This is a genomic window from Halomonas sp. MS1 (assembly GCF_024182575.1).
In the GTDB taxonomy this organism is placed as follows: Bacteria; Pseudomonadota; Gammaproteobacteria; order Pseudomonadales; family Halomonadaceae; genus Vreelandella.
This window is the reverse complement of record NZ_CP098926.1, coordinates 1,469,536-1,493,240: the sequence shown is the minus strand read 5'-3', so window position 1 is coordinate 1,493,240 and position 23,705 is coordinate 1,469,536. Positions and strand designations below refer to the sequence as shown.

Below are 23,705 nucleotides of genomic sequence, written 5' to 3'. Positions count from 1 at the left end.
CGACATCATAGAAAAGCGAAAGCCATCACGAAAATAAGCATGCATGGTCAAGTCTCCTTACCCTATCGTTTATTTATGACAATTAAATGACAGTTCACAGGTGTTGGCGCTGGGCATCACGCAGGTGATTGGGCAGCGGCACAAAGCCTGCAGCTTTGACAATCTGCTGGCCCTCTTCGGAAAAGATAAGTGCCAGAAAGGCCTGCTCCACGGGTGGCAATGACTCGCCGGGCGGCAGGTTAACGTAAAGATAGAGATCGCGTGATAATGGGTACTTTCCTTGCTGAATAGAGCGTTCGTTGGGCGCAACGGCAGCGCCGGATTCATCTACTAGGCGCAGTGCGCGCACCATTGGGTTTAAGTGGTTGTAGCCTGCATAGCCCATGGCATTGAAGGACTCTCCTACAGCAGCAATGACCGCCGATGAGCCTGGGTGTTCACTGATATCTAGGCGGAACTCGCCATCGCACAGGGCTCTTGCCTGAAAGAGGCCATGAGTACCTGACGCTAGGTTACGACCATGCAGGGCTATTTGGCCATAGGGCCAATCCGTCGCCGGGATCAGCGTACTCCAGCGCCGGATGGGGTGGGGAGCACCGCAAGCGAGGCTAGTTGAAAAAGTCGCATCGACTTGTTGGAGTGTCAGGGTATCCAATGGGTTATGGCGATGTACAGCCACGACTAATGCATCCCGAGCAACTCGAAGTTCAAGCGGTGGGTAACCGTAGCGGTCAATAAACTGCTGGCGTTCTGCATGGGTCATGGGGCGTGACATCGGCCCTAGGCGGGTGGTGCCTGCCACTAAGGCAGTTGGCGCGCTGGCTGAGCCGCCGGCCTGAAATTGCAGGTTGATATCCGGGTGGCGGGCGCTTAAGGCTTCGCCCCAGCGCAGCACCAAGCCTGCCATGGTGTCAGAACCGACGGCACCTAACGTGCCGCTCACCGAGGTTGGCTGCCCCCAGGCAAGCGTGCCTGCCATTAAAAGCCAGCCAGTCAGAAGCAGTAGCAGTTGATGTTTACTCACACGTCGTAAATTGTAACGCTTCAAACGACACCCCTCTTGTGATTAACTATTACCAGCCTATTGCGATGCAGCAACATCACAACAATAACCTTTTGAAGCGACCACCTTATGACACCGCTGGACACCGATTTGGACGATGTACCTGCTCCGCAGGGGCAGCTCACCTTAAAGTTACTGGCTTCTCGGCAAGATACCAATCTCTATGGTGATATTCCGGGTGGTTGGTTAGTCAATCAGATGGATCAAGCCGCCGAACTAGCCGCGGGCCGAGAGGCAGGCGGTCGCACAGCGACCGTAGCGATTGAGGCGATGGATTTTTTAAGCCCGGTACGTGTGGGCTCAATGGTGAGCGTTTATACCTGCGTGCGGGAAATAGGCCATAGCTCGATTAAGATTGATGTTGAGGTATGGGTGCGTCCACCTCAGGGTCGCCATTTGGAAGAGCGGCAGAAAGTGACCGAAGCGCGTTTTGTGATGGTAGCGTTGGATGATAATGGGCGTATCCGTGCGGTGCATAGCTGAGAGATTGGTTGACCATTAACATCATAAAAGGGCGCCAAGGCGCCCTTTGTTGTGTCGCTACTAAACGTTGGCGAAATTCCTAGACGCCGACATTGTCGCGGTTTTTCAGGTAGGCGTATTCGCCGACATCGCTGAATGGGCGCAGTAATTTCTGGAAGGCTGAGTAAGAGTCATAAACACGGCGAGACTCTTCGTCACTGTCTACTTGGCGTTGGATCGCCTCTTTTGATGATTCATACAGTGCTGCCATCACGTCTTCCGGGAAGGTGCGCAGTTGAACACCATGTTCATCGACCAGCGTTTCCAGTGCCTGAGCGTTACGGTAGGCAAACTCGCTGATCATGGCGAGGTTAGAGGCTCGCGCGGCTTCACGGATAACGTCTTGCAGATCTTCTGGCAGGGAATTCCAGGCGTCTAAATTGATAGTGCCTTCCAGCACGGCTGTCGGCTCGTTCCAAGCGGAGGTGTAGTAGTAATCCGCCACTTGGTGAAGGCCAAACGCCATATCATTGTAAGGCCCGACCCAGTCCGCTGCATCAAGTGCGCCGGTTTGCAGCGAGGTGAAGATTTCTGAGCCCGCCATAGTGACGGTACTCACACCAATGCCGTTCATCGCTTCGCCAGCAAGGCCTGGCAGGCGAAGTTTTAGGCCCTGCATATCGTCTAGAGAGTTAATCTCTTTTTTGAACCAGCCGCCCATTTGCGTACCGGTGTTACCGACAGCGAAAGGCTTCAGGTTGTGGTTGGCGTAGATTTCATCCCACAGCTCCTGGCCGCCACCGTTATACAGCCACGCATTCATTTCGGTGGTGTTCATGCCAAACGGCACCGCGGTGAAAAACTGTGAGGCCGCGACCTTGCCGCGCCAGTAGTAGGATGCGGAATGCCCCATCTCTGCGGTGCCCGCAGCGACCGCATCGAACACCTCAAGTGCAGGCACAAGCTCACCCGCACCGTGTACACGTATGCGCATGCGGCCATTGGAGAGCTGCTCGACCCGACGTGCGAAGTCATTGGCACCTGTGCCAAGCGCTGGGAAGTTTTTCGGCCAGGAGGTCACCATATCCCAGGTGTAGGTTTCGTTGGCGCTAGCAGTGGAAACAAAAGGCGCAGCAGCGACACCGGCGGCACCGAAGCCGGCGGTTTTTAGAAATTGGCGGCGTTGCATGGCGGGCATAACTCCGAAATTATCTGATGTTTTTTTATTAATGCGCAGTGAGCGCAGTGTCCATCAGCCAGTATGCGCTAAGCAGGTTTTAATGGGCAAGTACTCGCCTACCGCTTTACGCTTACGTTAACACCGCTCAAAGTGGGGTGAGTTTGGCAAACCCTAGTACGAGCCATTTCACCCCTTCACCTTCAAAGCTGACCTGTACGCGGGCGCGGGCACCTTCGCCTTCCGCGTTTAAAATTATGCCTTCGCCAAACACTGGATGCATTACCCGCTGGCCAACATGCAGGGCAGGTAGATCGCCGTCGCTTTCAACCCGCTGTTGCGCAAAACTTGAGCGTGAGGCGGTAACGGGACGGGAAATATGACCGCGTAGGCGGACTTCTTCCAACAGATGGGGCGGAAGTTCACGTAGAAAGCGCGATGGCCTGGGGAACACTTCTTTGCCGTGCAGGCGGCGGGTTTCGGCATGGGTCAGGTAGAGTTTCTGCATCGCGCGGGTAACGCCGACATAGCAAAGTCGTCTTTCCTCTTCGAGCCGCCCTGGCTCTTCGATCGACATTTTATGAGGAAATAGGCCCTCTTCAACGCCGGCAATAAACACCACGGGAAACTCCAAGCCCTTAGCAGAGTGCAGGGTCATCAGCTGCACGCTGTCTTCAAATTCATCGGCTTCATGGTCGCCCGCATTAAGTGCCGCTTCGGAAAGAAACGCTTCCAGCGCTGCCATACCTTCGCCTGCTTCCGGGGTTTCGAAGGCATCGCCGTGGGTAAAGGCGCGCGCAGCAGTCACCAGCTCTTCCAGGTTTTCCACGCGCGCTTGGCCTTTTTCGCCGCGCTCGCTCTTGTGATGCTCGATCAGGCCGGTATGCGTGGTGATGTGGTCGATAATTTCATGCAGCGGCAGGCCAGATGCATCGTTGTCTAATTGCTCAATGAGGTTGGCAAATGTCTGCACCGCGTTGGCTGCGCGGCCTTTTAGCGAGCCGTCTTGAATGGCATCGTGCAGCGCCTGCCACAGAGAAATGCTTTGTTCTCGGGCACGATGGCGCACAATTTCTACCGTACGGGTGCCTATCCCGCGGGTAGGTACGTTAATCACGCGCTCCAAAGAGGCATCGTCATCACGATTAAGCAGTAGGCGCAGATAAGCTAAGGCATTTTTGATCTCTAAGCGCTCATAGAAGCGGTGCCCGCCGTAAATACGGTAGGGCATGCCTTGGCGGATCAGCGTCTCTTCCAGTAAACGCGATTGAGCATTGGAGCGGTAAAGAATGGCAACATCGCGGCGATTAAACCCTTCATCGACCTTTTCTTTGATGGTATCGACGATATAGCGGGCTTCTTCTAAGTCGTTAAACCCGGCATAAACAGAAATGGGGTCGCCTTCGACACCGTCAGTCCATAGGTTTTTACCCAGCCGCTCGCTGTTATGACTGATCAGCGTGTTAGCGGCTTCCAGAATCGCGCTTGTGGAGCGGTAGTTCTGCTCTAGGCGTACGGTGTGAGTGTTAGGAAACTCCTCCTCAAAGCGGCGAATATTTTCCACTTTGGCGCCACGCCAACCGTAAATTGACTGATCATCGTCACCGACGGCGGTCATCGGTGTTTGTAGCCCAGTGAGTAGTTTTAACCACGCGTATTGCAGCGTATTGGTGTCCTGAAACTCATCGACCAATACATGACCAAAGCGCTCGCGGTAATGGTTTAGCAAAGGCGGATTGTCACGCAACAGTTCTAGGCTGCGCAGTAGCAGTTCACCGAAGTCCACTAGGCCGCCGCGTTCGCAGATAAATTGGTAGCGCTCATAAAGCTCTACCATCTGGCCAAGATAACCATCGCCGTCCACGTTGACTTGATGGGGGCGCAGGCCTTCCTCTTTGCAGCCAGAGATAAAGCCTTGCACCTGGCGGGGCGGGAAGCGCTCATCATCGATGGAATAATCTTTGAGCATCCGTTTTACCAGCCGTAACTGGTCATCGGAGTCGATGATTTGGAAGTGCTGTGGCAGCCGAGCATCCTGCCAGTGAGTGCGCAGTAGGCGATGGGCGATGGAGTGAAACGTGCCAACCCATACATGGCGCATGGAGATGCTCAGCAGAGCTTCCAGACGAGTGCGCATTTCCCGCGCGGCCTTGTTGGTAAACGTGACCGCCAGCAGGGCATACGGCGAAAGCCCTTCGGCCTGCATTAGCCAAGCAATGCGATGAACCAGCACGCGGGTTTTACCGGACCCGGCACCCGCCAGTACCAGTAAGTTACCCTGGGGTGCGCTTACTGCCTCGCGCTGGGCAGGGTTAAGCTGATCAAGTATCGCCGTGACGTCGTCCATATAAGCCGCTGCCGGTTCGAAAAATGGGCGGTCAGTTTAGCACAGCCAGTGAACTGGCTGTGCATACAGTCGAATGGACAGCTACGGCTCTTCAGGGTAACGCAGCGTATTCAGGCTCTTTTTGACGGCTTTTAGCTGCTCAGCAAGCCTCGGGCCGCGCGTTTTGGCAACGCCAACGGCGAGGACGTCGATAAGCACCAAATGAGCGATTCGTGAGCTAAGCGGCGTGTAGATTTCGGTATCTTCATGCACATCGATATACAACGGCAGACTCACTTCGCCAGCCAGCGGTGAGTCACTCGGGCACAGGCCAATAACGGTAGCGCCTGCTTCGCGCGCTAGGCGAACGCTAGCGACCAGTGCTTTGGTGCGGCCAGTTTGTGAGATGGCGACCACCACATCACCCTCTTTTAGCGTGACCGCCGACATATTTTGCATATGCGGGTCGGCATAAGCGGAGGTCGATATCTGCAGGCGGAAGAACTTGTGCTGGGCATCGAAAGCTACGGCACCGGAGGCCCCAAAGCCATAGAACTCAACGCGGTTTGCCATGGCGAGAGCGTTGACCGCACGCCCGAGGGCATCATTATCAAGCCGGTCGCGCACCGATAAAAGTGTGCCCACGGTGGAGTCGAAAATGCTGTGGGAAAATTCGGCAACCGAGTCGCTATCGTTCATAGAGAACTGGGCAAACTGACTACCACTGGCCAGCATCTGGGCAAGTTGGAGTTTAAAGTCCTGGAACCCATTACAGCCGAGTGCGCGACAGAAGCGCACGACGGTGGGCTCGCTAACTTTAGCCTCTGTTGCGAGGTCGACAATCCGCATATGGATGACCTCGTCTGGGTTGCGCAGTACGAACCGCGCAACCTTTTGCTCGGAGCGACGAAAGTGCTCCATGCGGCGTCTCATTTCATCGAACAGGGCGCGGCTCACATTAAGCTCCTTAAATTCTCTTTAGTACTTATGCAGACACAGTATAAATGCGATTGACTCATGCGTTTAAACGCCGTTAGGGCATTTCAGCTGGATTCGTCATCATTTTGTCAAGTAGGTTATAGTAAGAAGTGAAGTGCCGCACTGCATCATTTAAATAAACAGTCGTCACGGATGCAGGTGGACGTAGGCATATTCACCTGGAGGAACGTCGATTATGAGAAACGTCGAACGAATCACCTCGGTAAAAAGCGAGCTGCTCGACATCTTTATGAGTATGGAAGTGGATGAGCATGTTGAGCGTCGGCGCAGCGCCGCGCAGCGTAGCCTAAGGGCGCGTAGGGGTATCGAGCTGCATCGGGAGTTTCAGAAACTATCGCGAGATATCGCCCCCATGCCAGACGATGACGAGCAGCAAGAGAGCGAACTGCATTAAAAAAGTGCACTAAAGAGTGCACTTAAAAAGGTAGGCTTAAAAAGTATACCTAAGGGATTGTAGAACGTTGAAGCAGATCCGCCCCGCTCATGCACAGGGCGGTACTGCTCAATAGTGCTGACTGTCAGTGAGGGCTTAGAGTAGCCCTGTGACGAACACTGCAATAACGCCTGCGGGCGCTATAAAGCGCGCGATGACGTTCCATACGCTAACGCCTGTGGACGAAAGCCCCAGTTCAGCCTCTACACTGTCACGCTTCAAACACCACGCAACAAATATAATTGCCCCTAGCCCGGTTAATGGCAGCAAGATCTTGCTGGTAAACGTATCGAGTAGATCAAAAATATTAAGGCCGAAGAAAAGCACTTCAGACCACACGTTAAACGACAACAATGCGGCGACGCCCAGTACCCAGACACCAATCCCGCTTGCTAACGTGGCGGTAACGCGAGACATTGCAGTGCGCTCTTCAAGCATTTCTACCGTCGGTTCCAGCAGGGAAATTGCTGACGTTAAGGCAGCAAAGGTCAGCAGTAAGAAAAACATCAAGCCCAAAATTGTACCGCCAGCCATATTACCGAAAGCCAATGGCAACGTGACAAAGATCAAGCCTGGACCTTCTCCAGCACTGAGACCATTAGCAAACACAATGGGGAAGATCGCCAGCCCCGCCAGCAGTGCAATCACCGTATCAAGAATGATCACCGTGCGGGCCGTGCTAATGAGATTAACATCTTCGCCTAGGTAGGAACCGTAGGCCATCATGATGCCCATACCCAGCGATAGGGTGAAGAACGCTTGTCCCATCGCGGCGAGTACAACACCGCCGTCAAGTGCATCCCAATTCGGGCTGAACATAAAGGCTAGCGCTTCACCAAAATAGCCGCTGGTCATGCCGTAGCCCACCAGTATCAGCATTAATACCACTAGAGCAGGCATCAGCAACCGTGCTGCGCTCTCAAGGCCCTTGGTTACGCCACGTGCGACGATACCAATGACGAGCACCATAAAGGCAGTATGCCAAAGCAGCAGGGTCGTCGGGCTAGCCAGCATGCCGCCAAAAAGGCCACTAATCGCATCAGCATCTTGGCCGTTAAACGTACCAATGACTGAACTGAGGGTGTAGTTCAGCGACCAGCCCCCAATGACGCTGTAAAAAGACAGAATCAGGAACGCCGCTAATACGCCGCTCACCCCGATTAACGCCCACGCCTTGGATTTACCATGATCGGCTGCTAGGTCCGCCATAGTGTTGATTGGATTTTTCTGGCCACGACGACCAATCATCCATTCAGCCACCAATATGGGCAGGCCCACCAACGCTACGCAAGCAAGGTAGACAAGCACGAAAGCTGCCCCACCACTATCGCCCACCATGTAAGAAAAGCGCCAAATGTTGCCAAGGCCAACGGCTGAACCAGCGGCCGCTAGCACAAACCCCATGCGCGATGACCACTGTGCATGTGCAAGTTTTGCCATGAAATCACCTGTTTAGTTAATTGTAATAAGGCGTTATAAGCCTAATGTGCTGATTTTCGGAAAAGAGAAATGTTCTAACGTTATTTTCCGAAAGTACGCGCAATTTATCCGATCGTGGTGGGGGTTGCCAGTCAGTTAGCCTAAAAAGATCGGTCAAAACAGTTGGCTCTGCTTCTCGTCGGCGAATGACGCAAGCGCTGGCAAAGTGATGCGTTGTTGAACTTCATGGTACAAACAGCGCGCCAGTTCTGGTGACGCTCGGTTATCAGCAGTATGCACAAATAAGAAAGGGGTTTTCCCCTGACTTATCCACAGGATGAGCCTGTCTATCCACGGCTTGAAGTAGTCCCTATTAATTGTTTTGTCAATATGGCCAATAAAGCGAATGACTGGATAATTTGCTGTGGAAAGCACGTGTAGCGGGAGTTTCGGCTTTTCTTGCTGAGCATGCGCTAGGCCAGGATGGTCATTGGCGGGTGTTGAAAACACCGGGCGAACATCGAGCATCACGCGGTTAGCTGAATAAGTTATTAACAAGCGGTTCAGGGCTTTTTCAGCGTCTCCTTTAAGGAAAAAAGCGGGGTGGCGTACCTCAACTGCGCAAGGCAAGTGGGTCGGCCATTGAGCAAGTAGTGCTTCTAGTTGTGGCAGCTCCGAAGGGCCAAAATCACGTGGTAGCTGAACCATGGTAGGACCAAGGCGATCATGCAGTGGCGTGAGTGCTTCGAGAAACGCCCAGGCATTTTCTGGCTGGGTTAAACGCTGGTCATGGGTGACTGTGGCAGGAAGTTTAAAGCAGAAACGAAAATGAGGCGGTGTTTGCCGCGCCCACGCGGCCACCGTTTCTGCCTTTGGTGCGCCGCTATAAAACGTTGTGTTGCCCTCAACGCTTGAAAAGACCGCCGCATAATCGCTTAAAAGGTCAGTTTTGGCATGCCTTGGATAGAGAGTGCCTAGCCAATCCTGATTGGCCCACATGGGCAGACCAAGGTAAAGCGGTAGCGTCATGTTAAGGCCTTTCGTAGTTATCTTTATACTAGTGTAACTGTTTCATAGAAGCGTTTAGGTGCTTTTCTAGGGCACTGTTTCTAGAACATTATTTCTAGGACACAGTTTCTAGGGCACAGTTTCTAGGACATTGTTGCGACGATTAAATAGACAAGAACTACTTGGGTGAGCATTGGCGCCGATCTGTACTGCTCTCGGAGGATGAGCAAAAAAGTGCATAGTGTTCCTCCAAGAACTGCATAGTGAAGGCTGGGGGAAGCCTCTAGGGTTAGACGTACCTCATAAGTAATAAAAAGGTAACGACCCATGACTGCATATCGCTCCCCCTCCGACTGGCAGGCTTTCGTCGAGAGTTGTATCGACTTCCGTCCTGATGAAGGCGTTTTTAGGGTTTCTCGTGACATGTTCACCGATCGGGCGCTGTTCGATCTCGAAATGGAACTCATCTTCGAAAAGCAGTGGATCTTCGCCTGCCACGAAAGCCAAATTCCCAATAAGAACGACTTTATTACCATGCAGGCTGGCCGTCAGCCGATGATCATCACTCGTGATGGCAAGGGAGAGCTGCGGGCGCTGGCCAACACCTGCCAGCACCGTGGGGCCACCCTGACCCGGGTTGGCAAGGGCAACCAGTCCACCTTCACCTGCCCGTTCCACGCCTGGTGCTACAAGTCCGATGGCCGCCTGGTCAAGGTCAAAGCGCCGAGCGAATATCCCGAAGACTTCGATAAGGCCAGCCGTGGCCTGAGCCAGGCGCGCATCGAAAGCTATCGTGGCTTCGTCTTTATTAGTCTGGACACAGAATCCACCGTCAGTCTCAAGGAGTTCCTCGGTGACACCAAGCTGTTCTTCGACATGATGGTCGAGCAGGCGAAGGATGGTGAGCTGGAAGTGCTGCCCGGTGAGTCCCGTTACACCTTTAACGCCAATTGGAAGCTGCAGAACGAGAACGGTCTGGATGGCTATCACGTCAGCACTGTGCACTATAACTACGTTTCCACCGTACAGCACCGCCGTGAGCTGGAAGCCCAACAGAAGGGTAGCAGTGGTGACACCCTCGATTACAGCAAGCTAGGTGCTGGCGACAAAGATACCGACGATGGTTGGTTCTCCTTCAATAACGGCCACAGCCTGTTGTTCAGCGACATGCCTAACCCCCAGGTACGCCCTGGTTACGCTGCGGTGATGCCGCGCCTACTAGAGCAGCTCCCCCAGGAGCGTGCTGAGTGGACCATGCACCGCCTGCGTAACCTGAACATCTACCCCAGCCTGTTTTTCATGGATCAGATCAGTTCCCAGCTGCGCATCGTGCGCCCGGTGGCTTGGAACAAGACGGAAGTGATCAGCCTCTGCTTGGGCGTGAAAGGTGAGTCCGATGCTGATCGCGAGAATCGTATCCGCCAGTTTGAGGACTTCTTCAATGTCTCTGGCATGGGGACCCCCGATGATCTGGTGGAGTTCCGTGAGCAACAGCGTGGCTTCGAAGCGCGGGCCACTGAGTGGAATGACATTTCCCGGGGCTACCAGTGCTGGGAGTACGGCGAGACCCACAACAGCCAGGTGCTCGGGATTAAACCGGTGATCACCGGAACCGAGTTCACCCATGAGGGACTCTACGTCAACCAGCACGGCAGCTGGCAGCAAATGCTGCTCGCGGGTCTCGAGAAGAAAGCACTCAAGCTCCAGGAGGTATAAGTCATGAGCCAGCAGCAATCCATCGAACAGTTTCTCTATCAGGTCGCCGAACTCTGTGACAGCCAGGATTGGGATGCTTATTTAGACCAGTTCGCCCCAGAGTGTGAGTTTCATATCCCTCAGTGGAAGGGCGACCATGAGATCACCCAGGATCCGAAGCGTGAGATGTCGCTGATGTACTACGCGGACCGCACGGGCATTGAGGATCGCATCTTCCGCCTGCGTACTGGTAAGTCCGCTGCTTCCACGCCGATGCCCCGCACGCTGCATCTGATTAATAACGTGCGCTGGGCGCCACGTGATGATGGTCAGGTGCAGGCTAAGGTGAACTGGGTCACTCACTTCCACCGCTTCGGTGAGAGCGGCTACTTCTTCGGCACGGCCAGCTACACGCTGCGTGGTGATGGCGACGACTGGAAGATTACCCGTAAGCACACGGTACTGCTCAACGACAAGATCGATTCCGTCTTGGATTTCTACCACGTCTGATGTTGCTGGAGGGCGAGTCATGCATAACACAGCCGCCATTGTCTTTCGGGACGGCACCACCCGCTTCGTCAAGGTCGATAAGAATGAGCTGCTGATGGATGCCGCTCAGCGTCACGGAGTCAATCTGCCGGTGGATTGCCGAGAAGGGGTTTGTGGTACCTGCCGCTGCCTGCGCGAGTCCGGTGATGTCGACGTCGAGTATATCGATGAGGAAGCCTTGACCGAGGAGGAGATCGCCGCAGGGCATGTATTGGCTTGCCAGACTCGCCTGCGCTCCAGTCAGGCTTCTTTCTACTTCGATATCGATTCCAACGTCTGCAGTGTGGCTACCGAGGTGCATAACGGCACTGTCAGCGCCGTGGAGCAGGTCTCCGATGGTGCTGCCATCCTCGAGATCACCCTCGACGATCCCACTCAGGCATTGCCGTACCTGCCTGGTCAGTATGCTCGCATCGAGGTGCCGGGTAGCGATCAGTGGCGGGCTTACTCCTTTGCCACCTCGGCGGTACAGGAGGGAAAGTTGCGCTTTTTGATTCGCCTGTTGCCGAGCGGTGTGATGAGCGATTACCTGCGCGACTGTGCCCAGGTGGGCGATGCCATCTCTCTGGAGGCGCCCTTGGGAGCCTTCTATCTCCGTGAGGTACAGCGCCCGTTACTGATGGTGGCCGGCGGCACAGGCCTTTCTGCCTTCCTCGGTATGCTTGAGGAACTGGCCGAAAAGGGCGAGTGCCAGCAGCCGATCCGTCTCGTCTATGGAGTAACCCAGGAGCAGGATCTCAGTGAGCTCGCGCGTCTAGAAGCTTTCACCGAGACGCTGCCCGACTTCGCCTTTGGCACCGTTGTAATGACGCCTTCCGAAGCGTGGCAAGGCAACAAAGGCGTCGTCTGTGACCTTTTTGATCTCGACTTCCTCGCCCAGCCCTTCGATGCCTACCTGTGTGGGCCGCCGCCGATGATTGAGGCTAGCAAGACTTGGTTTGAGGAAAATCCGGTGGGCGAATGCCGAGTGTTTTTTGAGAAATTTATCTCTAGTTGAGGTTTCTATGCGCGGCGTCTCTATTGAAGACATTCAAACAGTGCTGGTCGATTTACCGACCATCCGCCCACACAAGCTTTCCATGACCACTATGGCCTGCCAAACCATGGTCATTGTGCGCATGCGCCACTCGGATGGGGTTGAAGGGCTAGGCGAAGGTACCACCATTGGTGGCCTTGCCTACGGCCCAGAAAGCCCCGAGAGCATCAAGCGCAATATTGATACCTACCTAGCGCCGCTGCTGATCGGTCAACCGTCAGGCAATATTCATCAGCTACGCGCCCGTCTTAACCGCCACATCCGCGGCAATATGATTGCCAAATCGGCGCTGGAAACCGCGCTGTTAGATGCTCAGGGAAAACGTTTGGGGCTAAGCGTGGCCGAGCTGCTCGGCGGCGCCCGCCAAACACATTTGCCGGTGCTCTGGACGCTGGCCAGTGGCGATACCGCCAAGGATATCGACGAAGCGCAGTTGCGCTTAGAGCAGCGTCGGCATTGCGACTTTAAGTTGAAGATCGGCGCACATCCGGTGGATCACGATGTACGTCACGTGGCGGCCATCAAAGAGGCCTTGGGGGATCGCGCCAGCGTGCGCGTTGACGTCAACCAGGCATGGGATGAGTCCACCGCGGTTCGCGGTATTCAGGCACTGCAGGAGGCCGGTATTGAGCTGATCGAGCAGCCCATTCCTGCCCGTGAGCACGCCGGGCTGGTCCGACTGGCTAATCGTTTCAATGTGCCAATGCTCGCTGACGAGGCAGTACAAGACGCTCGCGACGGGCTTGACCTTGTCTGCGGCGGTTTCAGTGGTGCCTTCGCGCTGAAGATTGCCAAAGCCGGTGGCATGTACGGCGTGCTGGAACTGGCCCATGTTGCCCAAGCTGCGGGGGTTGGCTTATACGGTGGCACCTTGCTGGAGGGCACCATCGGCACTGCCGCGTCACTCCACGCCTGGGCAACGCTACCAGAAATGGCCTGGGGTACGGAGATGTTCGGCCCGCTGCTGCTCAAAGACGACATCGTCGTTAAACCGCTTAATTACCATGACTTTGGCGTCGACTTACCGACAGGGCCGGGGCTGGGTATCACGCTAGATGAAGACAAGGTTACGCACTACTCACGTAAAGACTAGTCGCGTAAGAGCCGAGGAGGAGAGCGCCATGCTGTATCAGGTAGAAATGACCGTTAAATTGCCGACGGATATGCCCGCCGAGCAAGCGGCAGACATTAAGGCTGCTGAAAAGAGCTACTCCCAAGACCTGCAGCGCCAGGGCAAATGGCGCCACTTATGGCGGGTGGCAGGCAGCTACTCGAACGTCAGCATCTTTGACGTTGAAGATAACGCCGAGCTGCAAGCATTGGTTAGCAACTTACCGCTGTTTCCCTATATGGAGATCAGCATCAAACCGCTGTGTCGTCACCCCTCTTCAGTGCGTGACGACGATAGCTGATATACCCAGGTGCAAGGTTAGTTCTTATTAATAACAACAGCTTATAACAAATAGAGGGTTTCACCATGACCGTGAAGATTTTTGACACTCCCGACGTGCAAGACTTCATCAAAACCGTTGCTGGCTTTGGCCAAACCGGTGGCAATGATCGCGCCAAACAAATTGTGCATCGCTTGGTATCTGATCTGTTCAAGCTAATCGATGACTTCGATGTGACCGAGGAAGAGTACTGGGCGGCGGTCAATCTGCTCAACTCGCTGGGTAGCCAAACTCAGTTTGGTTTGCTGTCTCCTGGACTTGGTTTTGATCACTACCTTGATATGCGCCAGGACGCTATCGATGCCGAAGCCAAACGCACCGGCGGCACCCCGCGTACTATTGAAGGCCCGCTGTATGTCGCTGGCGCCCCGGAAGCCGAAGGCTTTGCCCGCATGGACGATAGTCAGGATAACGACGGTGAGACCATGTGGCTGACCGGTCAGGTGCGTGACGTGAACGGCACGCCGATTGCTGGCGCGAAGGTCGAGATTTGGCACGCCAACTCCCATGGAGGTTACTCCTTCTTTGATCCTTCGCAATCTGAGTACAACCTGCGCCGTACGATTTATACCGACAGCGAAGGTCGCTACACCGCGCGTAGTATTATCCCCTCCGGTTACGGCGTACCCGAAGGTGCGCCCACGGATGTGGTGCTGAAATCCCTGGGACGTCACGGGCAGCGTCCAGCGCATATTCATTACTTCGTCTCCGCCCCGGGCCACCAGCACCTGACCACTCAGATTAACCTAGCGGGTGATCCCTACACCTATGACGACTTTGCCTTTGCCACCCGTGAAGAGCTGGTCGTCACTGCCGAACGTATTGAGGACCCCGCCGAGATTGCCAAGCGTGAACTAGACGGTCCGTTTTCTCATGTGGTGTTCAATGTGGCACTGGCCAACGTTGAGGCGCCCGAGCTACAGGTGCGCCATGCCCGGCCGCGGGCTAAAGAAGATGAGCAGGATCTCGCCAGTCAACTGGCCGGGACCGCGAAGGTTTGAGTCTGTTTTAAAACCACATAAAAACTATATAAGAGACCCATTATGACTCCTGCGAAAGCCTTTCTGAACACTGCCATGGCGGCCTCTCTACTCTTTAGTGCCGTTTCTGCCCAGGCTCGCGATTTCCGCCTGGGGGTGATTACACCTCCCCAACATCTCTGGTCCACCGAGGCTGTGGCGTTTGCCGACTCTCTTCATGAACGTTCTGATGGCGAGCATAGCGTCAGTGTCTTCCCGGCCCAGCAGCTCGGTAACGAAGCACAGATGGTTCAGCAATTGCAGACTGGCGCACTGGACATGGCCTTTCTGACCATCGCTGAAATTTCCAATCGGATTCCTGACTTCGGTGCCCTCTATGCGCCCTATCTGGTTGATGATGTGGATCATGCCGCGCGCCTACTGCGTTCCGACACTGCCGGTGAACTGCTCGACCTGATGCCCCAGGGCGTGGGTATGGTCGGCGTTGGCTATGGCATGGTAGGCATGCGGCAGGTGCTCTCTCGGGCACCTATCGAGAACCAGGCCGATATGAGCGGGAAGCGCTTGCGTATCACCCCCTTTGAGCCAATCCGTGACTTCTATACTGCCACTGGCGCGGCTCCAGCCCCGTTGCCATTGCTCGAAGTCTATGACGCTCTGGCTAATGGCCAGGTAGATGCCATCGACATGGACTTTGATTCTATCTTGATCCTCAAGTTTTATGAGCAGGCGCCTAACTTACTGATCTCCAACCATATGATGTTCCCTATGGTGGGTGTGGTCTCCGGTCGGGTTTGGCGCGAACTCTCAGTAGAGGATCGTGAGTTGATCGAGACCACCATGGCTGAGCACCTGGAGAATGTCCTGTCCGGCTTTCAGGCTAAGGATGCTGCCCAAGAAGCTGAGATCCGTGAGCTTGGTCTGAACATTGTCGAGGCCGATGCTGAGTTCTTCGGCGACGCCATTGCCGAGTGGGAAGCAATCTGGGGTGAGAAAGCTCCGAGACTGGAGATGCTTCGCCAGGAAGCCGACCGTCTACGTGAATGAGGGCGACGTGATGTTGTCACGACTTTCTGACCGACTTGCCAAAGGAGAGGAGATCACTGCCGCTGTCCTAGCGGCGGCAGTGACCCTGCTGATCCTTGTCAATGTGGCTTTTCGTGCCGCCGGCTACCCGATCTACTGGATCAGCGAGCTGGCTATCTACGCCATGATCTGGATGACTCTGCTGATCTCCAGTGCGGTTTTTAAACGGCGCCAAGGGATTGCTGTGACGCTGTTCACTGATCTCTTGCCGACCTCTTGTCAGCGCCTGGTAGGTTTGTTCGTCGACCTCATGGTGGCGCTCTTCGCGCTGATGCTGCTGTGGCTTTGCTGGCGCTGGTATCAGCCATTACTGCTGTGGCAGACCGGCTTCGATATTCAGGCTTTTCAAGGCGAGACCTTCAATTTCATCTATGCCGAGAATACCTCAACGCTGGGTATCAAGAAGTTCTGGGTGTGGCTGATTCTTCCTTGGTTCGCCGCTTCCTTGCTGTTCCACAGTCTGATCAATTTATGCCAATCGCTGTGCAATCTTGGTCGTCCGGCATCCCACACCACTCAAGAGGAGGTGGCCCGATGACTGTCGCTGTCTTTGCTGTGCTACTGCTGGGGGCGGTGCCCATTGCCCTGGTGCTGGCACTTACCGCCCTGTTCTATATCTTGGTATCGGGTAATACCGTGCTCTTTGAGTCCTATCCTCAGCAGTTATTCGCGGCCATCGAGAGCTATGGGCTGCTGGCCATTCCACTCTTTATGCTGGCCGGAGAGTTGATGAACGAAGGTGGGGTAACTCGCCGATTGATCGACCTGGCACGGCTGCTGGTGGGTGGTTTTCGCGGTGGCTTGGCCTACATCAATCTGGTTGCCAACATGATGATGGCAGCGATTATCGGTTCTGCCGCCTCGCAGATCGCCATCATGTCTCGGGCTATGGTGCCAGCCATGGAACGGGAGGGCTATGACAAGCCCTATAGTGCGGCCATTACCGCTGCTGGCGGCTTGCTGTCACCCATCATCCCGCCCTCGATGCTGTTCGTGCTGTTCGGCGTGATGGCCCAGGTCCCCATTGCGGATATGTTTATCGCCGGTATCTTGCCGGGCCTACTGCTAGGCGGCACCTTCTTTCTGACTATCGCCATCATGGGGTTGGTACAGCAATACCCCAAGGGAGAGTGGCTGAGTCGACAAGAAGCAATAAAAGCGCTGAAGATGGGCCTGCCGGCCATGTCGATACCGCTGATTATTATCGGCGGTATTCTGCTGGGCTTAGCGACTCCCACCGAATCGGCGGCGCTCGCCTCGCTGGCGGCATTGCTATTAGGGCGCTATCTCTATCGTGATTTGAAAGTCGCCATGCTGCCCGAGATACTCAAACGCACCGCTATCAATGCCGGCCTGGTGATTATGTTGATCGCTGCTGCTGGAGTCTTTGGCTGGGTGGTCGTCTACGAGCAACTGCCGCAAATGGCTGCCGCCTGGATCGCTGCTTTGACCACCGACCCCTTTATTTTTCTGCTGTTGCTGGTGGGGGTGTTGCTACTGGTGGGAATGATCATCGATGGTATCGCTGCGCTGATCCTGGTAGTCCCCATCCTGCTGCCGATTGCCACCCAGCAGTTTGATATTACTCCCTACCAGTTTGGTGTGGTGGTCTGTCTGACGTTAGTGCTGGGACTTCTGACGCCGCCAGTGGGTGCAGGACTGTTTATTGCCTCTTCCATGACGGGGGTGCCGCCTATGCGTATCTTCCTGGCATTGTTGCCATTCCTGCTGGCGAGTCTTGTGACCTTGGTGTTGTTAGCTTGGCAACCCTGGCTGACGTTGGCACTTCTCTAGAAAACGGATGTACAGCATATAATTAGCAGAGCCCCCTCAAGGTGTGACCTTAAGGGGGCCGCCCACCTTCAAACTATTCATGGCTACCTGACTGGCAATATCACGGATGCCTTCCATTGGGCTGACCGTGGTCGATAAGAAATGGGATAGCTCTGCGAGATCTGCGACCACCACCTTAAGAATAAAATCATGGTTGCCGGTCACCGCGTAACAGTCAATCACTTCATCTCGGGATAACAGCGTTGCCACTGCATCTTTGGGAGACGTCATACAGCCTTTGTCAACCGAGAGAAAAATAAACGCGGTGACTTTGAGGCCGAGCGCCTCTGGGTCAAGCCGTAAGGCATGTCCTTGGATAATGCCATGCTCTTCCAGGCGGGTAATGCGCCGAGAGCACTGGCTTGGCGATAAATTTACCGCCTCGGCTAGGGAGGCCAGGGTTAAGCGAGCATCCCGTTGTAATGCTTGAAGGATCCAGCGATCAAAGCGGTCAAGATGTTCCATTCTTAAATACGACCATTTTATGCAAAGAATTTGCATAAAATGCCTTTTTTGTGACGTAGAACGCAAGTTATTTCCTCTCTATCCCTTCTAGAATCATGAGTAGTTCATTATTCGGTTAACTGGAGGCTGCCATGACCCCAACCCTTAAAAGTGTGAGTGAGCTGGACAGTCACGACCCCCTAGCGCCGTTTAAGGCTCACTTCGCTTTACCTGACGACGTGCTTTACTTGGACGGCAATTCCCTGGGGGCCCAGCCTCTGGCTGCTCGAGAAGCCCTTGCCGCCACTCGCGACCAGTGGCGTGATCAACTGATCAAAGGCTGGAATCAAGGTTGGTTCGATGCGCCGGAGCGTTTGGGTGACCTGTTAGCGCCATTGATTGGTGCAGGCGCTAATGAGGTGATCGTCACCGATAACATCACACTCAATATCTTCAAACTACTTGGCTATATCACCGAATCGCAGGGGCGCTCGCGCCCCGTTATCCTGAGCGAGGGAGGGAACTTTCCCACTGATGGATATATCGCCCAGGGGCTGTGTCGCTTCGCAGGCTTTGAGCATCGAGTGCTTCCGGAAGGTGCGGCGCTAGCAGATTACCTTGACGACGATGTGGCCGCCGTAGTGCTAAGCCAGGTTAATTACCGGACTGGGCGGCTGCGCGATATGTCGGAGACGACTGCCTTGGTACATGCGCACGGTGCAGAGGTAGTGTGGGACTTAGCTCACTCCGCAGGAGCTCTTCCAGTGGATCTGCATGGCTGTGGTGCTCGCTATGCAGTCGGCTGCACCTATAAATATCTCAACGGCGGACCTGGAGCTCCGGCATTCCTCTATGTGCACAAAGATCATCAAGACGGTGGCTGGCAGCCGCTATCAGGCTGGCATGGTCACGCGACTCCTTTTGCTTTTGGTGGCGACTATACCCCCGCTGCGGGCATTACCCGTTTTCGTACAGGAACCCACTCGGCGTTGATCTATGCTCCTCTAGAAGCCTCCCTACGGCTCTGGCAGGAAGTAGATATGACCGCTCTAAGGGAAAAGAGCTTGGCGTTGAGTGAGCTGTTCCGCGATTGTCTGGCCGATTTACTTGAATCTGAGGGCATTGAGGATATTACCCTGCCTCAGGGAGAGCGTGGCAGCCAGGTCGCTTTTATCCATCGCGAGCATGGCTATGCCATTGTTCAGGCACTGATTGCACGTGGAGTGATAGGCGATTATCGGGAGCCAGGACTAATGCGCTTCGGCTTCACACCTCTTTATCTTAGCTATGCAGATGTCTGGCAGGCGGCTCAGCACTTCCGTGAGGTGGTGGAAAATCGAAAGTACCTGGAAGCACGTTTCCAGATTCGCTCGGAGGTGACCTGAGATGTTGCCCGGTGAAGGTTTAGCAGCTCGTGAACATGCTTTTTCGCCGAGTCGCTGGGCCCGGGATTTTGAGGCAACGCTGGATCGCCAAGCCGCGTTAGGCGAGCTGCTCAGGGAGAGTCACCCGCCTAAACGTCTGGTCTATGGAACAGGGCCGCAAGAAGGGCTCAATCTGTTTGTTCCAGAAGGTGAGGGACCTTGGCCGCTAATGGTCTTTCTCCATGGTGGCTACTGGCAGGAATTAAGCGCTTCCGCGACCGACTTTATGGCTTTCCATTGGCTCGAGCAGGGCTGGGCTTTTGCCTCCATGGACTACCCTTTAGCACCAAATGCCTCAATTGAAACGATGGTGGCATCTTGTCGGCAGGGGGTTAAGGCTTTACGTCGTGAGTCAAATGCACTTGGGCTGAATGGGCGTATTCACTTAGGTGGGCACAGTGCTGGAGCTCAGTTGGCACTGATGAGTTGTTTAGGGCCAGAACGTCTGAGTGGTATCGAATCGCTCTTGCTGGCCAGTGGGATCTATGACCTACGCCCTTTAGTGGGGACCTATATAGATGCGCCATTAGGATTAGATACCGAACGAGCAGAGCGCCTCAGCCCCCTGTGTCAAGCATTGCAGGGGTTACCACCGCTGCAACTGGTGCATGGTGAGCTTGACCCACCCGCATTTCGTGCTCAAGGGCAGACCCTTAAGGCGCTGGCACAGGCTGCTGGTGTGGATGTGGAGCTTTGTACTCGACCCGAGTGTGATCACTTCGATGTTGTCGAGTATATAAATGCCAATTTCATGTTTTTTAATAATAAATAGCGTGAGATTGTTTAAATAACACCATAGCGGGTAAATAAAAGCTATAACTGTCTTAAATGGAGTGACTATGAACAGCCCTGATAATAAAAATGCTAGCCAGAATGCGTTAAGCTTGAAAGATGAAAAAAATGTTCACTGGGATCAAGATATTAGTTACGGACAGTACTTGGAGCTAGAGCCATTGTTGTCTTGTCAGCGTCCCCGTTCAGAAGTTCATGATGAGATGCTGTTCGTTATTATTCATCAGGTCTCTGAGTTATGGCTTAAGCAGTGTCTTCATGAAGCCCATGCGGCTGCTAATAATATTATAGCTGACGAATTGCGCCCAGCTCTCAAAATGTTGACGAGGGTCGCGCGGATACAGGAGCAAATGATTCAGGCCTGGGAAGTGTTGGTTACCATGACGCCAGCCGATTATATTTCCTTCCGTGATAGTCTCGGTCAAAGTTCTGGATTTCAATCGTATCAGTACCGCGAGCTGGAGTTCTTGCTGGGAAATAAACATCCAGGGCTGGTTGAAGCACATCGCTCGCATCCTAAGAACTATCAACACCTGGCGAATGTTTTAAACGCACCCAGCCTTTATGATTCTTGTCTTAAATTATTGAGTCGGCGCGGCTTTTCTCTTCCCGAAAAAGTGATTAACCGAGATTGGTCTGAGCCGTATGTGGCTTCACCTGAAGTAGAGGCCGTTTGGGCCGATATTTATCGCGATACTAATCAGTATTGGGATCTTTATGAGCTAGCCGAGAAGCTTATTGATACTGAATACAATTTCCATAAATGGCGCTTTAGCCATATGAAAACGGTGGAAAGGATTATTGGGTTTAAAACGGGAACTGGAGGGACTGCAGGCGTAAGCTACCTTAAAAAAGCGCTTGATTTGAAGTTTTTTCCTGAACTTTGGTCTGTTCGTACCTCTATGTAGGTAAAGAGTTTATTAATTCTAGAAAATCTTTCATTTCTTTGTGAAGACGGTCAGGTGTGCCGTCTTTATGCCTAATTTCTGGGTGTGGTTTTTTCCACTCCTATTAGCTAACTATTGATGATAATAAAAATTACAATCCTGGCGATTGTTATCTTTTTAAGGATGACCACTATGATAAAAAAAACATCTGTTTTCGGCGGTGCCTGTATTGTTGCCAGCGTTTGCGTTGGTGCGGGAATGCTCGGTTTACCTACTGCGGGAGCAGGCGCTTGGATGATATGGTCTGCATTTGCACTGCTTGTTACGATGCTTGTCATGACACTATCTGGTTGGATGCTGTTGGAGGCGTTGAAACACTACGATTATAGAGCATCATTCAGTACCGTTACGAAAGACTTGTTAGGAAGTAAAGTTAATTATTTTAATAATTTAATGGTCTATTTTGTTGGTGGGATTCTATTGTATGCTTACATTACATCCGCAGGTTTGATGATTTCAGGCGTTGTTAATATTGGCCGTGAGTTATCTGCTGTAATCTTCGTTATTATATTTTCATCGTTTGTTCTCCATTCTACCAAGGCAGTAGATAAGATTTCTGTTGTGCTGATATTGTTTATGGTGTTGAGTTTTGTTTTGGGGGTTTTTGGACTGACTTTTAATGTTAAGGCATCTAACCTTTTTAGTGGCCTATCTCAAGAGTTTCGCTATTTTCCTTATGTTCTTGCAATGTTCCCTGTTGCACTGACATCTTTTGGGTATCATCACTCCGTGGCTTCGTTAAGGTCATACTATAAAAGCGAAGAATTGGCGAAGAAGGCGATACTAGGAGGGACTCTGATAGCGTTATTTTTATACATGGTATGGATTTTTAGTGTGTATGGTAATTTACCTCGCTATGATTTTGGTCCAGTGATTGCTCAAGGAGGAAATATTGATGCTCTGTTAGCGAGCTTAGGTGATGCGATAGAGTCGGAACGGGTTTCTAATATTATTAGTATTTTCTCTGCAGCTGCTATTTTTTCATCGTTTGTCGGCGTTGGCCTGGGTGTATTTGATTTTATCGCTGATCTATGTGGCTTTGAAAATGATCGTAAAGGCCGTGTGAAAACATGGGGATTAACTTTTCTTCCCCCACTTATATTGTCGTTGTTTTTCCCCTTTGGTTTTTTAATCGCGATTGGTTATGCTGGCGCTGCTGCTACTGTTTGGACATGCATCGTCCCCGCATTGTTGGCGAAAAAATCACGCACCCTTGCTAAAGGTGGGGTGGGGTTTGTGGCACCAGGTGGGAATAAGATGATTCTCTTGGTCGTTTTTTATGGCGTTGCTGTCGCGGTACTACATTTTATGGGAGTTCTAGATTTATTGCCTCACCCTAGCCTATGAAAATAACCGGCTATTGCCTGCGCCGGTAAATAGTACTTGGCACTGGTAAGGCAGGAGCTTTTATTGCAACAGTACAGTGGCCGAGCGCTTTAGGGTTTCCGAGGGCAGTTCGCTGAAACGCACCTTGTACTCCTGTGAGAAGCGCCCCAACTGTTGGAAGCCACAATCCATGGCGATGCTTGAGACGCTTTCGTTGGGGGTGGCTAGTTCCAGGCGCTGGCGCACATAGTCGAAACGCAGCTGGCGGAAGTAGGCGATGGGAGAGACCCCGTAGTGGGTATGGAAGTCTCGATAGAGCCGTTCTCGAGAGACGCCAGCCGCTTGTTCCAATTCGGCTAGGCCGAGGGAGCGATCCAGGGACTCATGGAGTAGCGCTTCTAAGTCACTCAGGTAGGCAGGGCGCCCCTGTTGGCGACCGAGTAGCTCGCTTGTGTAGTTGTGAGGCTGGGTATACAGCAGGCTGGTAATCAGTGAGTTCTCGAAATTGCCCCACACCTCGGGAATATCGCAGAGTGAACCTTCGGCATGCAGCATTTCCTGCAGGTTAGCTACCATCTGCCACCACTCCTTCACCGTTCCGCTCAGAAGCATGCGTGGATCAAAGATGACTGGCTGCGATAAATGGCGGTGCAACAGCTGTGATAGCTTGTGTTCAAGGGCCTGGCGGGAGAGGCGTACAAGGCGCTTCTGGCATTGCTCGTCCATACTCAGGCGCAACGTTTGGCTAGGCGAGATGATCGCTCCCACGGCAGTATCAGAGTCGAAGGCTTTATCTTGATACTCCATGCTCTGGGTGCCCTGAAGGGGCAAACTAATACTGTAGCTGTGGGTCAGATCGGCAATGTCGACGGTTACCCGAGTGGCGTATTCGATGGTACCGATCGAAACACTGCCTAGGCAGGTTCCTTGATGGCGAAAGCTGAGCTGACGCGGTTGAGGTACTTCCAGACGATGGGGGCCGTTGACTTGGCTCATCCAGCGGCAGGCCGAGTCGGGATGACGAAACTCGGCGGTGATTTGTTGTCGGGTCACAGGTACGGTCATGTTTCCTCCTAGCCTCGCCGCAGTAATCATTATTTTGGGGCCTTGAGGCCGTAGCGCGGTCGAGGGTTTGTTCGCATGTCGTCTTTAAGTGCGCATTGCGAACTTGTATTGTTATTTTGCCACTTTGGTGAAGCAATGGCTATTCGTCTAAAAGTATTGCTTTTAGCCGCCTGAATAAAGACAAAACCGC

The 23,705-nt window shown here is 53.4% G+C and carries 23 protein-coding genes; 15 read left to right on the top strand and 8 right to left on the bottom strand.

Annotated elements, in window-relative coordinates; all coding sequences use genetic code 11:
* Positions 1-94: 94 nt before the first annotated feature.
* Complete coding sequence (locus NF683_RS06655; RefSeq protein WP_253921596.1) at positions 95-1,048, bottom strand: PstS family phosphate ABC transporter substrate-binding protein; 954 nt, start codon at positions 1,046-1,048, stop codon at positions 95-97.
* Between the two features lie 84 nt (positions 1,049-1,132).
* Here NF683_RS06655 and NF683_RS06650 point away from each other — a divergent pair, with 84 nt between their 5' ends.
* A complete protein-coding gene (locus NF683_RS06650; RefSeq protein ID WP_083007699.1) occupies positions 1,133-1,546 on the top strand; it encodes an acyl-CoA thioesterase in 414 nt (137 codons plus the stop codon).
* Between the two features lie 79 nt (positions 1,547-1,625).
* Here NF683_RS06650 and NF683_RS06645 read toward each other — a convergent pair whose 3' ends face one another.
* The 3 genes from NF683_RS06645 to hexR all read right to left on the bottom strand — a co-directional run bounded on the left by NF683_RS06645 (position 1,626) and on the right by hexR (position 5,985).
* Complete coding sequence (locus tag NF683_RS06645; RefSeq protein ID WP_253921595.1) at positions 1,626-2,714, bottom strand: TRAP transporter substrate-binding protein; 1,089 nt, start codon at positions 2,712-2,714, stop codon at positions 1,626-1,628.
* Positions 2,715-2,850: 136 nt separating this feature from the next.
* Positions 2,851-5,049: a DNA helicase II gene (gene uvrD / locus NF683_RS06640; protein ID WP_089040216.1), complete on the bottom strand. Its 2,199-nt coding sequence runs from the start codon at positions 5,047-5,049 to the stop codon at positions 2,851-2,853.
* 81 nt (positions 5,050-5,130) lie between these two features.
* Positions 5,131-5,985, bottom strand: coding sequence for a transcriptional regulator HexR (hexR, locus tag NF683_RS06635; protein WP_089040217.1), 855 nt, complete (start codon positions 5,983-5,985; stop codon positions 5,131-5,133).
* A 217-nt stretch (positions 5,986-6,202) separates the two neighbouring features.
* Between hexR and NF683_RS06630 the strand changes: the two genes are divergently transcribed.
* A complete protein-coding gene (locus NF683_RS06630; RefSeq protein WP_089040218.1) occupies positions 6,203-6,421 on the top strand; it encodes a PA3496 family putative envelope integrity protein in 219 nt (72 codons plus the stop codon).
* Between the two features lie 135 nt (positions 6,422-6,556).
* Here the strand turns inward: NF683_RS06630 and NF683_RS06625 are convergent, their stop codons facing one another.
* Both NF683_RS06625 and NF683_RS06620 read right to left on the bottom strand, forming a co-directional pair.
* On the bottom strand, positions 6,557-7,900 hold the full coding sequence (locus tag NF683_RS06625; protein ID WP_089040219.1) for a sodium-dependent transporter: 1,344 nt from the start codon (positions 7,898-7,900) through the stop codon (positions 6,557-6,559).
* Between the two features lie 153 nt (positions 7,901-8,053).
* Entirely contained in the window at positions 8,054-8,908 is an 855-nt protein-coding gene (locus NF683_RS06620) for a DUF72 domain-containing protein (protein WP_089040220.1), read from the bottom strand.
* Positions 8,909-9,214: 306 nt separating this feature from the next.
* Here NF683_RS06620 and antA point away from each other — a divergent pair, with 306 nt between their 5' ends.
* The 9 genes from antA to NF683_RS06575 all read left to right on the top strand — a co-directional run bounded on the left by antA (position 9,215) and on the right by NF683_RS06575 (position 17,478).
* A complete protein-coding gene (gene antA / locus NF683_RS06615; RefSeq protein WP_253921594.1) occupies positions 9,215-10,603 on the top strand; it encodes an anthranilate 1,2-dioxygenase large subunit in 1,389 nt (462 codons plus the stop codon).
* Positions 10,604-10,606: 3 nt separating this feature from the next.
* Positions 10,607-11,092, top strand: coding sequence for an anthranilate 1,2-dioxygenase small subunit (antB, locus tag NF683_RS06610; protein ID WP_038479649.1), 486 nt, complete (start codon positions 10,607-10,609; stop codon positions 11,090-11,092).
* Positions 11,093-11,111: 19 nt separating this feature from the next.
* Complete coding sequence (gene antC / locus NF683_RS06605) at positions 11,112-12,128, top strand: anthranilate 1,2-dioxygenase electron transfer component AntC (RefSeq protein ID WP_089040223.1); 1,017 nt, start codon at positions 11,112-11,114, stop codon at positions 12,126-12,128.
* Between the two features lie 7 nt (positions 12,129-12,135).
* Positions 12,136-13,260, top strand: a complete 1,125-nt coding sequence (locus tag NF683_RS06600) for a muconate/chloromuconate family cycloisomerase (RefSeq protein WP_253921593.1) — start codon at positions 12,136-12,138, stop codon at positions 13,258-13,260.
* A 28-nt stretch (positions 13,261-13,288) separates the two neighbouring features.
* On the top strand, positions 13,289-13,579 hold the full coding sequence (gene catC / locus NF683_RS06595) for a muconolactone Delta-isomerase (protein WP_253921592.1): 291 nt from the start codon (positions 13,289-13,291) through the stop codon (positions 13,577-13,579).
* Positions 13,580-13,644: 65 nt separating this feature from the next.
* The gene (gene catA / locus NF683_RS06590; protein ID WP_253921591.1) at positions 13,645-14,619 is read left to right on the top strand and encodes a catechol 1,2-dioxygenase; all 975 of its coding nucleotides are present in this window, start codon (positions 13,645-13,647) and stop codon (positions 14,617-14,619) included.
* 42 nt (positions 14,620-14,661) lie between these two features.
* Complete coding sequence (locus NF683_RS06585; RefSeq protein ID WP_253921590.1) at positions 14,662-15,645, top strand: TRAP transporter substrate-binding protein; 984 nt, start codon at positions 14,662-14,664, stop codon at positions 15,643-15,645.
* 10 nt (positions 15,646-15,655) lie between these two features.
* Complete coding sequence (locus NF683_RS06580; protein WP_253921885.1) at positions 15,656-16,222, top strand: TRAP transporter small permease; 567 nt, start codon at positions 15,656-15,658, stop codon at positions 16,220-16,222.
* Positions 16,219-17,478, top strand: a complete 1,260-nt coding sequence (locus NF683_RS06575) for a TRAP transporter large permease (RefSeq protein ID WP_193059579.1) — start codon at positions 16,219-16,221, stop codon at positions 17,476-17,478. Before NF683_RS06580 ends, NF683_RS06575 begins: the two co-directional genes overlap by 4 nt.
* A gap of 36 nt (positions 17,479-17,514) precedes the next feature.
* Here the strand turns inward: NF683_RS06575 and NF683_RS06570 are convergent, their stop codons facing one another.
* Entirely contained in the window at positions 17,515-17,982 is a 468-nt protein-coding gene (locus NF683_RS06570) for an Lrp/AsnC family transcriptional regulator (protein ID WP_198361383.1), read from the bottom strand.
* 131 nt (positions 17,983-18,113) lie between these two features.
* On the opposite strand from NF683_RS06570, the gene kynU reads away from it, so the two are divergent.
* The 4 genes from kynU to NF683_RS06550 all read left to right on the top strand — a co-directional run bounded on the left by kynU (position 18,114) and on the right by NF683_RS06550 (position 22,471).
* The gene (kynU, locus tag NF683_RS06565; RefSeq protein WP_253921589.1) at positions 18,114-19,346 is read left to right on the top strand and encodes a kynureninase; all 1,233 of its coding nucleotides are present in this window, start codon (positions 18,114-18,116) and stop codon (positions 19,344-19,346) included.
* Position 19,347: 1 nt separating this feature from the next.
* Positions 19,348-20,157, top strand: a complete 810-nt coding sequence (locus NF683_RS06560; protein WP_253921588.1) for an alpha/beta hydrolase — start codon at positions 19,348-19,350, stop codon at positions 20,155-20,157.
* Positions 20,158-20,224: 67 nt separating this feature from the next.
* Positions 20,225-21,085, top strand: a complete 861-nt coding sequence (gene kynA, locus NF683_RS06555) for a tryptophan 2,3-dioxygenase (protein WP_253921587.1) — start codon at positions 20,225-20,227, stop codon at positions 21,083-21,085.
* A gap of 171 nt (positions 21,086-21,256) precedes the next feature.
* Entirely contained in the window at positions 21,257-22,471 is a 1,215-nt protein-coding gene (locus tag NF683_RS06550) for an aromatic amino acid transporter (RefSeq protein ID WP_253921586.1), read from the top strand.
* Between the two features lie 60 nt (positions 22,472-22,531).
* On the opposite strand, the gene NF683_RS06545 is transcribed toward NF683_RS06550, so the two are convergent.
* Positions 22,532-23,515 carry an AraC family transcriptional regulator gene (locus NF683_RS06545; RefSeq protein ID WP_253921585.1) on the bottom strand — a complete coding sequence of 328 codons (984 nt, stop codon included), beginning with the start codon at positions 23,513-23,515 and terminating at the stop codon, positions 22,532-22,534.
* Positions 23,516-23,705 lie beyond the last annotated feature (190 nt).